This window comes from Paenibacillus psychroresistens (assembly GCF_009728935.1).
GTDB lineage: Bacteria > Bacillota > Bacilli > Paenibacillales > NBRC-103111 > Paenibacillus_AC > Paenibacillus_AC psychroresistens.
Map to the genome: position 1 here is coordinate 6,517,152 of NZ_CP034235.1, position 12,400 is coordinate 6,529,551.

Consider the following 12,400-nt stretch of genomic DNA (forward strand, 5'->3'; position numbering starts at 1 on the left):
CTTCAAAAAATTCTCTTCGTAAGCATAATCTTAGATTGTGCCTTTACCATAAAAGGCCTGACGATAGATATCTGCTAATTCCGTAACTAGCGGCATTCTTGGATTCGCGGTGGTACATTGGTCTTCGAATGCACGATCTGCCAAATAATCAACTCTTGCTTCAAATTGCATCGGGTCAAAGCCAAGGTCTTGAAATCTCTCTTCAATTCCCAATTTTTTATTGAGCTTATCGATTGCATCAATCAGGCTAGTTACACCTTCTTCTGTTGTACGAGCTTGTAAACCAAGCATACGTGCAATTTCTGCATAGCGAATATCAGCAACAAAATGATCATATTTCGGAAACGAAGCAAACTTGGTTGGTTTGGATGCGTTGTATCGAATAACATAAGGCAATAGGATTGCATTAGTACGTCCGTGAGCCGTATGATACTCACCACCCCATTTATGCGCCAAGCTGTGGTTAATGCCTAAAAATGCATTGGCAAACGCCATTCCAGCGATAGATGAAGCATTATGCATTTTTTCACGGGCCAAAGGATTAGCAGTAGCAAAAGAAGATTCTAAATATTCGAATACCAATTGAATAGCTTTCATCGCTAATCCGTCTGTAAAGTCACTTGCCATAACGGAAACATAAGCCTCAATCGCATGTGTCAATACATCCATTCCAGTATCAGCAACCGCTGTTTTAGGCAATGAATACACATAATCTGGATCAATAATAGCCACATCCGGCGTTAGCTCATAATCAGCCAAAGGATACTTGGTATTGCCTTTACTCTTATCGGTAATTACAGCAAAGGAAGTCACTTCAGAACCCGTACCCGAAGTCGTAGGAATCGCCACGAACTGTGCTTTCTTTCCTAGTCTGGGATACTTGTAAATCCGTTTGCGGATATCCATAAATTTCTGTTTAAGCGATTGAAAGTCGGTATCCGGATATTCATAGAACAACCACATCGCTTTTGCTGCATCCATTGGAGAGCCTCCGCCAAGCGCAATAATACAATCGGGTTGAAACCGATTCATCGCTGCTGTTCCACGGTCCACTGTATCAACGGATGGATCTGGCTCCACCTCGGAGAAAATCTCAATTAAAACCGGTGTTTTCCGTTTACGCAAATAATGCTCTACCCGTTCCACATAGCCAAGTTTAACCATCATCGGATCTGTAACAATCAATACTCGTGTGATATCCGGCATTTTCTCCAAATATTGAGTTGCGCCTTTTTCAAAATAAACTTTAGCTGGAATCTTGAACCATTGCATATTCACCGTTCTATGAGCAACTCTTTTAATATTCAAAAGATTAACAGCTGTTACATTGGAAGTGGTCGAGTTATGGCCATACGAGCCGCAGCCAAGTGTCAGCGAAGGTAAATTTGTATTGTAAATATCACCAATCGCACCGTGTGTTGAAGGCGAATTAATAATAATTCGACCTGTTGGCATTTTTGCCGCGAAAGCTTTAATGACATTATCATCTGTAGAATGAATAACCGACGAATGTCCCATGCCGCCATAGGCTACAATTTCAGCAGCGCGTTCTGTTCCTTGCTCGGCGTTTTTCACTTTGTAGCAAGCTAGAACTGGACAAAGCTTCTCTGCAGACAATGGGAAATCCCGGCCAACGCCATTAATTTCAGCAACTAAAATTTTCGTATCGGCTGGAACAGCTACCCCTGCCATTGTTGCAATTGTTAAAGCAGGCTGGCCGACAATAACGGCATTTACCGCACATTTTTCTGGATGAATGACCAGTTTGGAAACCAAAGCCGTTTCGGCTTTATTCAGAAAATAACAACCCATCTCCATCATTAGCTTCTTAGCTTGCTCATATATTGGCTCTTCAAGAATTACCGCTTGCTCGGAAGCACAGATCATGCCATTATCAAATGTTTTCGATAAGATTAAGTCATTGACCGCTTGCTTTAAGTTGGCTGTTTTTTCAATAAAGCATGGCACATTACCTGCACCCACTCCTAACGCGGGTTTTCCAGTACTGTAGGCTGCTTTAACCATACTCGGACCACCCGTTGCAAGAATTAAGGCCACATCAGGATGATTCATCAACAAGGATGTGGCTTCAATGGATGGATTCTCAATCCACTGAATGCAATGCTTAGGAGCTCCGCATTTAACCGCAGCATCCAATAATGTGGCCGCAGCCGATGCACTGCAGTTTTGTGCTGAAGGATGGAAACCAAAGATAATTGGGTTCCGCGTTTTTATAGCAATTAAAGATTTAAACATCGTGGTAGACGTTGGGTTAGTAACCGGAGTAACACCCGCAATAATCCCAACTGGCTCTGCTACCTTCTGATAATGCTCGTAAGGGTTATCTTCAATTACACCAACTGTCTTTTCAGCCTTGATGCTATGATAAATGTACTCTGTTGCAAATATATTCTTCGTGATCTTATCTTCATAAACACCTCTGCCAGTTTCTTCAATTGCATGCTTAGCCAGCACCATATGACGATCAAGACCGGCTAAAGCCATATGCTGCACTATATGATCAATTTGCTCTTGATCCATCTTCATAAATTCTTCCTGGGCTGCTATTGCTTGCTTAACCAAACGATTAACTTCCACTTCTGCCGCACTAGGTTCATTAATCTTAATTTCTTTTACGATCATATTTAACGCCTCCATATTCTTTCTATCCATCTCATATCCTTATTATGAACGGCTTAAACTTAATCAACAGTGACTTTTATCACACCTCATGTGAAAGTTTTCACTAATTTGAATATGCCTTTAACATTTAAATTAAAGCTTAAACGCTATATCGATTTCTTTAATCTTGGCCGTATCTATAGGCACAATATTTCCCAAGCATCTCGCTGAGATAATCGCCTTAGCACTGTATTCCGCTACCTCTAATCGATCGAATGCATTTAACAAGCTATTTCCTGTAGCAATTACACAATCATTTTCTGCTATCGCAATAGGGACATCTTTCGTAAAAATGGCAGCTGTGTCTTTTAGCGTTAAGAAGGTAGCTCCATAAGGCAATTTAGGCATGCTTCTCAATAAAATATAGCTCTCTGGAATAATTCGCGAATCAAAAATATTAGCCGTAACCGCAAAAGCCATAATGTTGGGTGGATGCGCAATGATTATAGAATCAATTTGTGGCTGTGTATCATAGATGTATTGATGCAATAAGGCAGATCGGCTTGGGTTCTTACCAACTTCTTTGCTACCGTCTTCAATGCGGACCAAATCCTCAGGCTCGAGATATTTGCGATCCAAGCCGTATGGGGTTATTACGAATGACTGATGATCCACTCTTTGTGAAAAAGTACCTTGGGTGCTGGTGAATAATCGTTGATCATAGGAGCGCTTTATCAGCTTGCACATTTCTCGGCGAATTTCTCGTTCTTTAGCTGAATAGCCTGCAGGTACAAACTCATTCATCAGCACATCACGTTTTTTATTAAGATGCTCATCGGTAAGAGTGTTGAGAGTCCCCATTCGATTCGCCTTAATTTCTAATCTCGCACAATAATCCAGTGTTTCGAAGGCTTGGAAAGCGGATAGCAGATTTTTTTTGCCGATCACAATACCGTGGTTTTCCAGCATTACCGTATCCGTACCTTGTGCGAAAACCTTGGCTATATTTTCACCCAGCTGCTCACTTCCCGGAAGTGCATAATCGGCCATCCCCACACGCCCACAAATTAAATGATCTGTCGGCAATAGATGTAGATTGGGGATCTTTCTAACAATACTAAACGCAACCAATGCCGGTGGATGTGCATGGACAACTGCTTTAATATCCGGTCTTGTTCTATATATCAGTTTATGAAAGGGATACTCGCTGGATGGCTTATGATTACCCACTAAGGTGCCATCCGGTTTTACGCAAACTATATCAGAACGAGTTAAAGAACCCTTATCAACACCTGCAGGAGTTATCCAGATATCTCCATTGTCATCCAGAATCGATAAATTCCCTCCAGAGGTTGTTGTCATGCCATAGCCATAAATTCTTTCCATTATCATCAATAGTTGATCGATCGGATGTAACATCTCGAATTGCATCATAAATCACTTCTTTCTCTATTATTAGGATACGATTGCATTAGCATCTAGCCTTACATCCGATAATGAACTCCAGCGAATTTCTTGTAATAAAGCTTCCACTTTAGTTACTCCTTTATTCAATAACGGCAAAGCTTTCGCAGCACACCTACGATCATAAACTCCATGCAAAGGATATAAAACATCATTAACCATTGGAATTGCGGCATCGTAACCCGATCTTTTCCGATCAAGCAGCTGCTCAACTGCACTTACATTTAAAAACGGATGTTCACCATTCACTACCCAGACATCATGAAACTGAGCTAGACTAAAGCCAGCAAATAAGCAGCTGAGCGGGCCTTTTCCCGGTAGGCAATCTGTGATTAAACGAACACCTACATCCAACACCTGATAAAACGGCTTGGGTTCCTGAGTGACAACGATAATTTCGCTGCATAAAGTCCGCATGATTTTGATCTGATCCTGAAGCCATGGAGTATGTTCTAGAAAAATCTTTGATTTAAAAGCTCCATCTACTACTATTAGTCCTGTTATCATAGCTCTACCTGCCTTTCTCTAATCACCTATTGGCTTAATGGATGAATCCTTTAATTCTTCAGTACCTTCCTTGCAATCCTCGCAAATCCAGCTTTTCCCCAGCTCTTTGCCCTCATTTATTCTTCCGCAATCGTTACATGTAATCATCGTAATTTCCTCCTTTTAATAGCCATATTGGTTGGAAAAATCAGCAAGTGAAGCCATGATATCTTCTTCCTTCTTGAAATGCTCAAGCAGACTGCTCAATGCTAGCTGTAAATAAGCGCTCATTTTGGCAACATCCTTGGGACTGACAGCTAATATGTTCTGATCTACAACAGAGATAAAAGCATCCATAAATTTATCTACTAGCTCATGCTCCTGCTCAATCAGCCCGAATAGGCTTGGAATTTCATCAAAATACTGATCTACCAGCTTAAATAATACCTCTTCCTCCCAAAAAGAATGTTTCTCTAAAGCTTGTTTAAAATCTGCAATTCTCCGTCTTAAATCAGTCATGCATGCGGCCCAAATTGTAGTATCTTTTCTATAATCAATGGCCTTTACAAGGGTGCACAGCTCCTGCAAGCTTTCACGCAGCACTCTGTGTTCTTCCTCCAAGCGTTCAATAGCTGCATTAAATTGAAAATAAGGATGAGTGCTTAGCTCCATCTGAATTCTTGTTTTTGCATGATCCATTTTAATCGCTCCTCAGCATACGTCTATAACTCCATTATAGGAGATGAGACTTTAAACGAATGTGAGAAAAGTCACTTTGCTCTATATTTTCAAAAACAAAAAAAGCACCATGATTGCTCATGATGCTTTCCAGCTTAATATGGAATACCGTTATTCTTTAACAGACCCTAATGTAATCCCATGAATAAAGAATCTTTGCAGAAACGGGTAAATGATCAAAACCGGTATCATGGCTATAAAGATCTTCGCCGCATTCAGCGTCTGATTGGAAAGCTCGCTCATATGCTGGATCTGCTCAGCGGTCATGGTATTGGCATCTACAATAACAACTAATTGCTGAATGTAGGTTTGCAGAGGATAGTGATCGGCGTTGGACATTAATACAAGGCCGTTAAAAAACTCATTCCAGTGATAAACAATACTGAACAGCGTTACAGTAGCAAGCACAGGAACGGCAAGCGGAATATAAATTTTCACCAGCATATACCACGGGCCAGCTCCATCCACTAAAGCCGCTTCCTCCAATTCCTTAGGCAAATTACGGAAATAATTAATCACAAGAATTACACTGAAAACCGGAACACCACTTCCAAGTACAAGCGCCCAGATATTATTAATCAGACCTAAGGATTTAACTGTTTGATACCACGGGACCAATCCCCCGTTAAACAGCATTGTAAAAACGAGTATCCACATTAACAGATTACGGAATGGTAAATTCCTTGCATTCTTAGATAAGGGGTAGGCCAAGAGAATAATAACGATAAAGTTAAGCCCAGAGCCCAAAACCACACGTTGGATCGAAATCCAAAACGAATTAAAAAACTTACTGTCGCCCATAATTTCTATATAGGAACCAAAGTTAAACCCTTTTGGATAAAAACTGACCTGACCAGCAGAAGCAGCTGCATTATCACTTAATGAAACCGCCAGCGTGTACCACAAGGGAAGCACACATAACAGCGCTGTACCTACGAGAAATAGGATAAGTAAAACATCAAATGCCTTGGAGCCAAGTGTTGTCTCTCTAATCATAGGAATACTCCTTTATGTCAAAAAATACGATAATTTGCAAACTTAGCCGCCAAGAAATAAGAAGTCGTGATGAGCGTAAAGCTAATGACGGATTTTAAAAGTCCCATTGCAGTTGCTAAACCATATTGCAAATTCAATAGGCCTGTACGGTAAACCCAAGTGTCAATAATGTCTCCACTTGAATAAACAAGCGGATTATACAGATTAAAAATTTGGTCAAAGCCGGCATTCAAGACATTGCCGAGGCTAAGTACAGAAAGCAAAATTACCGTTGTAACAATACCAGGAAGCGTGACATGCAATAAACGTTTCCAGCGGGTAGCCCCATCAATGGAAGCCGCTTCGTACAAAGAAGGATTAATACCTGTCAAAGCTGCTAAAAAGATAATCGTATTAAATCCAAACTCCTTCCAAACATCGCTGCCTACAATGATAAAAGGAAATAAATCTGCTCTGCCAAAGAATAAAACAGGTTCGATCCCAAAATTAGCTAATAAGCTGTTAACTGGACCTTTAAACGATAAAATATCCAATAAAATGCCCGATAGAATAACCCAAGATAAAAAGTGAGGCAAATATACAATCGTTTGAACCCATCTTTTCATAATGGTACTGCGCAATTCATTCAACATCAGTGCAAAAACTAGCGGCACGATCATGTTCGCGATAATTTTCATCACTGCAATAAATAGGGTATTGAAAAAAACGGTCTTACTATCGTTCAGCGAAAACAAATACTCGAAATTTTCAAGTCCGATCCAAGCAGATTTCAACATTCCGATTCCCGGATTGAAGTCCTTGAAAGCAATCATTATCCCAAACATCGGGACGATGCTGAATAATGTTAACCAAATAAATCCTGGAAGGAGCATTAGGTAATAGTGCTTGGCGTATCCTTTAGAAATCATCTTCTTATCACTTCCATTCTCAGTTCTGAAGAGAAAAGCGTCAGCGCAAGTCTGACGCCCTGTTCGAGAATTATTTTATTTAAGATCCGCGTCTATTTCGCTTAAAATTGTATCTCCGCCTTGCTTCTTCCAATCTGAAACAAACTTATCGAAAGAATCGATTGGCGCAGCACCCATAATAATTTTTAGAAAGGTTTCCTTTTCTAGCTTATCAAGCGTTGCCCATCTGCTTTCCACCGTTTTGGTTTGTGCATAAGTAACACTGTAAGTTTTTTTGTACGGATGCTGAAGTGCTCCAACCCCTACAAAAGTAGAATACATCCGTTTCCATACTCCCAGATCAGCATTTGGATCCCAGTACTGAATGTCGTACTTATCATAAGGCTCTAGCTTCACTTTTTTTACATTTTCAGCATCATCTTTAAGGAGCTTATATCCGGGAATATCTAATTCCGCGGCTGTTTTTGTGCCTGCTAAAACCTCTTTCAACATGTTATAAGTTACATCCATTTCATCCATTGGGGCAAAAACAATACGCAATGGATAATTGCCAATGTTCACACTAACATCGAATTTAGATTCATCTCTTAGCAAAAGGTTTTCCATCTGGATCGCTGCTTCAGGATGTTCATACCCCTTGCGAACAACAAGAAATTGGTTAGTTGGGTTGCCCATGTGCGGTGTAAATTCACCACTGGCGTCTAGAGGTGCCGTATAGGCCTGCCAGTTTGCCTTTGGATTGATCTTGATTGCATCTCCCAAGGGTCCGTATCCGCCTGCCCACCACATACCGAAATAAATGCCTGATGTTCCATTCTTAATTAGCTCCTGCGCATCCTTGCGAATGCTCATTTCTTTATCAATTAATCCCGCAGCGTAAAGATCATGCAGCTTGGAAAGTGCTTGCTTCGTTTCAGGCTGGATCGAGCCATAAGTTGTTTTACCATCAGCGCCCTTCAACCAAAAGCCAGGGTAAGAATGATACGAGCCAAATATCGGATCGAAACCATAGTTATTATTGTTGGGGTTAATGAAATCCGCATTAATTAAACCGCCCAATTGCGGGCCTGTGATTCCAATCGTATCCGCTTTTCCATTACCATCTGGATCTTGTTCTACAAAAGCTTTCGCTACCTTTTCCAGGTCATCCATCGTTTTAGGCGGCTGCAAGCCTAATTTATCCAACCAGTCCTTGCGAATCCACATCATATGGACCATATCGGATTCGGTTGTAACATTTGGCAAAGCATACATTTTACCATCAACAGTTACCGACTTAAGTGCAAGCCCTTTAGTTGTTTCAATGATGCTCTTTAGTGCCGGAGAAGCGTATTTATTATAAACCTCGGTTAAATCTGCGAGCTGTCCGCTTTTAACCATTTGTCTGAATTGCGTATCTTTAACAACCAATGCATCTGGCAAGTCATTGCTGGCAATCGCCAAATTCACCTTCTGGTCATAATCCTTACCTGATTGAGCCTGCCATACAATTTTCGTATCAATATTCAAATTTTCTTTAATATAGCGTGTATATGGATTGCTCTCCGGTGAGTCACCAGCTGGCAAGCTTTTATCCGCTGCGTCCACATCTTTACCGATTTTGATCGTAATTGGCTTTTCGGCTTTACCGAATGGATCCGCTGCACTGCCAGCTGCTGCAGTTTGTGTTCCTTCCGTCGCTCCTGCTGTTGAAGCAGCTGGTGTTTCAGTAGAAGTTGTTGTCTTACTCGAGCATGCGCTTAAGCTTACTACGAGAATCAGTCCTGCTAGTAAAATCTGGATGCGTTGTTTTGACTTGCTCATGTGTGCCCCTTCTTTCGCTTTTAGAATTTGTCTACATGCTAAAGGTATCACATAAGAATCGATTGTTTGGATAGAAAGCGGTTCCACATTTAGAGAGACAATCTACCGAGAATTATCTCCGTCTAGACCGCTTAGCCTTAATCTTCGGACATATTTCCCCCTATTTATCGGGCAAATCTCTAACCCCACTGCTTTTCTGTCTATATTCGCTTGGCAGCATGCCTACATGCTCTCTAAAAGTACGGCTAAAATATTTATCATCCAAATAACCAACATGCTCGGCAATCCAGAGAATGGTCTTGTTCGTAAACAACAAATATTCTTTAGCCTTCTCAAGACGAATTCGTCGTAAATGATCGCTAAAATTAATCCCGGTGATTTCTTTAAAGCATTGGCTAAAATAACTTCTACTCATGTTGACTCTCTTAGCGATACTAGCGGCTGTGATCTGTTGGTCCATTTCTTCATGAGCGATATAGGTCGCTTTTATAATACATTCCATAACTTCATCCGAATATGAGGTCTTGCTTATAGCATTCCGAATTATTAGACGTGTATTCATAAACCATGCCTCAACATGATGCCAAGAAGCAAACGAACCCTCAAGTTGAATTTTCAATGAGCTGACTGGGAATAAGATTAAATTCCATTTATCCATTAAGGCATAGAGCAATCCGAGCAGCTTTGGCTGAGACAGACGCAGCTCTTTCAAATCATTCACATGGCTTTTGAATACGGCATCTTGATAAATCCATTCGTGTGCTGACCAATTTTCCCTGATTTGCTCCAAGCTTTCTTCATCCCGGCCAGTCAAGCTGTTATTCACTTCCCAAAGCGCTACAGCCTTTATACTTGAGTCCGGTTGATAGCTGTAGAAGAATTCTTTTTCCCTAAACTCCTTCAGCCGAGTATGGACATCCTTGATACTTCTGCCGTTAAGCTCGTTCACATGTATGAGAGACCATTCTGGTTTAGCCTTGATTTCCTGCGCTAGCTTCACTAAGCCTGTATCCTGGGCTTGATCATCCGTCTTTACCCAAAGCCAAAGGTTAAGATCCACTTCAACCATCACATGTTCAGCGCTTTTATTCCAGTCCTCAACCCAAGTATCTCGATTAAGGCCATTCAGTGAGAGCAGAATATAAGCCTGATCATCTAGATATTTTTCATTATGATTAGCGCTCTTTTGGGATTCCTGGGCAATACGATTGTGAATTCTTGCAAGCACCTCTTCAAAACGCTCTTTTTCGAGTTGAACCTTAGCAATATAGTCAATAACACCTAATCGGAGCACTTCCTGAATATATTCAAAATCTTGGTGCAGCGTAAGCACCACAATATAAATCTGTGGAAACCGATTCCGCACATGTTTTATCAATTCAATTCCTGACATAACAGGCATTGCAAGATCCGTCAGCAATAAGTCCACGGATTGCGTTTCTAAAAGCTCAAGCGCTTTTTCACCATTGCTTGCTTCTCCAACCACGACCATATCAAAATCCTGCCAAGGCATTGCCGAAATAAGTCCCTTACGGACTAATTTGTCGTCATCCACAATCATTACTTTAATCATCTTTCCGTTCCACCTCCAAGATAGGCAAGCTTAAGTAAATGCTCGTTCCTTTTCCTAGAACACTTTCAATTTTCAACTGAGCCAGCTCTCCATATTGGGATTCAATCATTCTCTTCACATAGTTCATTCCTATACCCATGCCGACCTTCCTATTTTCAACCTCTGGGTTATTCAATAAATTTTGAATTGTTTCCTCTGACATCCCTGACCCGTTATCTTGAATGGTAATATTGACTGTATGCGTTAATCTTACTTCAACCCGGATATAACCATCGTCGTTTAAACCATGATAAAGCGAGTTTTCCACGAGCGGCTGTAGGATAAACCGCGGAATTGGCATTTTTAAAACAGCTTCATCCACATGAATCTGCACATCAAATTGAAAATCATAACGAATTTGTTGGAGAATAAGGTATTGCTTCAGTGCCTCAATTTCCTCTTGAATCGTCGATGCTTGTCCCAGCTTGCCTAAATTATAATGCAGCAGTTTGTTTAGAGACGATACAAGCTTATCTATTTCGGTTTGCCCGTTCATAACAGCCAGCCAATGTACCGTATCCAACGTATTCATCAGAAAATGCGGGTTGATTTGATAGAGCAGCTTCTCTACTTCAAGATCGGCCCTGCGCCGCTCTTTCTGCTCTACTTCAGCGAACAAATTCCATATTTGTTCTTTCATTTGCCGAAATTGTTTCAGGAGGAAATCGAATTCTGGTATTTTTGTTCTTGGTGTGGTTGATTGAATCTGGTTTTGCGCCATAAGCTTTATTTCTTTATTGAAGCTATTCAAAGGACGATACACCATTTTCCATAATAGCCAAGCTAGAAATAAACTCATCGCTAAAAAAACCAAGGAAAATAAGAGGATTTGCACAAACCAACGATTCATCTCTTTATTATAATCCGCTTTTGGGATCACCGAGACAATGCTCCAGCCTTGTGTGCTTGCCTGTCTAAACCAGTAAAAGCCGTTATAGGTGCCGGTTGACTTTTCTTTTGCAAATCCTGGGAATGCCGTATCTACTGCAAACGAATTTGGTAATTCGCTATAAGCAATTCTACCGTTATTGTCAAGGAATAAGTGGGACTTTTTACCGCCCGTTTGATCATTATCGAGAATGCTTTGCGTAAAATGGAACCCAGTTTCAATGTAAACATAAACATCATCGCGATTAGACAAATCAACCTTCCTTAAAGCGGACAACACATATTGATTGTCGAATTGGTTATTGCTTACATGGGGACCATAATAGGAAATTTCAGAATATCGGGCAAGCAACGGTAATTTCCCCGGAGAAAAGCTTGTTCTAACACCCGAATTTTCAAGGTCGTAGGAGTGATCCTTATCGAAGTAGAACAAGGTTAATCCGATACTTGGATTTGTAAAGGAGATAAGACTTAATTCTTCCTTCAAATCACTTTTCATTTGATGTCGATCGTAGGGCTTATCCTCATCGGCGGATAACAATTGGTCTAATTTTTTGACTACGCTTCCCTGAGAAGAAACAAGCTGCTGGGATACATGGTTTAAATTACTGATCGTATTCTCTAATGAAAGCTCAACTTGATTTAAGCTGCTTAGAATACCGCTTTGAATTTTATTGGTAAGAATCGAGTAGATCGTATAATAAGAAATCAGCCCTATGCAAATAAAAGGAATCAATGTGCTAAATAAAAAGATAATAATAATCCGCTTTTTTAAAGTTAAGTAATCGTAAAAAAAGGCTTTTACATTCCCCCACATGTTGAAGCTCATATCTGTTCACACCCCCGAAAATGAAAGATCCTGTATCTGGTTAAGTTGTATCTT

Annotated in this window: 10 protein-coding genes; all 10 read right to left on the minus strand. The window is 40.6% G+C overall.

Annotation, left to right across the window (positions count from 1 at the left end):
* Positions 1-30 precede the first annotated feature (30 nt).
* The 10 genes from adhE to EHS13_RS29625 all read right to left on the minus strand — a co-directional run bounded on the left by adhE (position 31) and on the right by EHS13_RS29625 (position 12,346).
* Positions 31-2,658, minus strand: coding sequence for a bifunctional acetaldehyde-CoA/alcohol dehydrogenase (adhE, locus tag EHS13_RS29585; RefSeq protein WP_155705558.1), 2,628 nt, complete (start codon positions 2,656-2,658; stop codon positions 31-33).
* A gap of 117 nt (positions 2,659-2,775) precedes the next feature.
* Positions 2,776-4,056 carry a class II aldolase/adducin family protein gene (locus tag EHS13_RS29590; RefSeq protein WP_405083525.1) on the minus strand — a complete coding sequence of 427 codons (1,281 nt, stop codon included), beginning with the start codon at positions 4,054-4,056 and terminating at the stop codon, positions 2,776-2,778.
* Between the two features lie 21 nt (positions 4,057-4,077).
* Positions 4,078-4,593 carry an NTP transferase domain-containing protein gene (locus EHS13_RS29595; protein ID WP_155703827.1) on the minus strand — a complete coding sequence of 172 codons (516 nt, stop codon included), beginning with the start codon at positions 4,591-4,593 and terminating at the stop codon, positions 4,078-4,080.
* An 18-nt stretch (positions 4,594-4,611) separates the two neighbouring features.
* On the minus strand, positions 4,612-4,740 hold the full coding sequence (locus tag EHS13_RS37295; RefSeq protein ID WP_264373559.1) for a hypothetical protein: 129 nt from the start codon (positions 4,738-4,740) through the stop codon (positions 4,612-4,614).
* Positions 4,741-4,755: 15 nt separating this feature from the next.
* Positions 4,756-5,271 carry a hemerythrin domain-containing protein gene (locus EHS13_RS29600; protein WP_155703828.1) on the minus strand — a complete coding sequence of 172 codons (516 nt, stop codon included), beginning with the start codon at positions 5,269-5,271 and terminating at the stop codon, positions 4,756-4,758.
* A gap of 150 nt (positions 5,272-5,421) precedes the next feature.
* On the minus strand, positions 5,422-6,306 hold the full coding sequence (locus tag EHS13_RS29605) for a carbohydrate ABC transporter permease (protein WP_155703829.1): 885 nt from the start codon (positions 6,304-6,306) through the stop codon (positions 5,422-5,424).
* Between the two features lie 17 nt (positions 6,307-6,323).
* On the minus strand, positions 6,324-7,214 hold the full coding sequence (locus tag EHS13_RS29610; protein WP_155703830.1) for an ABC transporter permease: 891 nt from the start codon (positions 7,212-7,214) through the stop codon (positions 6,324-6,326).
* Positions 7,215-7,289: 75 nt separating this feature from the next.
* Positions 7,290-9,017 (minus strand): extracellular solute-binding protein, encoded by a 1,728-nt coding sequence (locus EHS13_RS29615; RefSeq protein ID WP_155703831.1) that lies wholly within the window; start codon positions 9,015-9,017, stop codon positions 7,290-7,292.
* A 160-nt stretch (positions 9,018-9,177) separates the two neighbouring features.
* Positions 9,178-10,590, minus strand: coding sequence for a response regulator transcription factor (locus tag EHS13_RS29620; RefSeq protein WP_155703832.1), 1,413 nt, complete (start codon positions 10,588-10,590; stop codon positions 9,178-9,180).
* Positions 10,583-12,346 carry a sensor histidine kinase gene (locus EHS13_RS29625; RefSeq protein WP_227013589.1) on the minus strand — a complete coding sequence of 588 codons (1,764 nt, stop codon included), beginning with the start codon at positions 12,344-12,346 and terminating at the stop codon, positions 10,583-10,585. Before EHS13_RS29625 ends, EHS13_RS29620 begins: the two co-directional genes overlap by 8 nt.
* Positions 12,347-12,400 lie beyond the last annotated feature (54 nt).

Excerpts from the sequence above, each read along its gene's own strand:
- adhE (WP_155705558.1), bottom strand. The coding sequence starts at position 2,658 with ATGGAGGCGTTAAATATGATCGTAAAAGAAATTAAGATTAATGAACCT.
- EHS13_RS29590 (WP_405083525.1), bottom strand. The coding sequence starts at position 4,056 with ATGATGCAATTCGAGATGTTACATCCGATCGATCAACTATTGATGATA.
- EHS13_RS29595 (WP_155703827.1), bottom strand. The coding sequence starts at position 4,593 with ATGATAACAGGACTAATAGTAGTAGATGGAGCTTTTAAATCAAAGATT.
- EHS13_RS37295 (WP_264373559.1), bottom strand. The coding sequence starts at position 4,740 with ATGATTACATGTAACGATTGCGGAAGAATAAATGAGGGCAAAGAGCTG.
- EHS13_RS29600 (WP_155703828.1), bottom strand. The coding sequence starts at position 5,271 with ATGGATCATGCAAAAACAAGAATTCAGATGGAGCTAAGCACTCATCCT.
- EHS13_RS29605 (WP_155703829.1), bottom strand. The coding sequence starts at position 6,306 with ATGATTAGAGAGACAACACTTGGCTCCAAGGCATTTGATGTTTTACTT.
- EHS13_RS29610 (WP_155703830.1), bottom strand. The coding sequence starts at position 7,214 with ATGATTTCTAAAGGATACGCCAAGCACTATTACCTAATGCTCCTTCCA.
- EHS13_RS29615 (WP_155703831.1), bottom strand. The coding sequence starts at position 9,017 with ATGAGCAAGTCAAAACAACGCATCCAGATTTTACTAGCAGGACTGATT.
- EHS13_RS29620 (WP_155703832.1), bottom strand. The coding sequence starts at position 10,590 with ATGATTAAAGTAATGATTGTGGATGACGACAAATTAGTCCGTAAGGGA.
- EHS13_RS29625 (WP_227013589.1), bottom strand. The coding sequence starts at position 12,346 with ATGAGCTTCAACATGTGGGGGAATGTAAAAGCCTTTTTTTACGATTAC.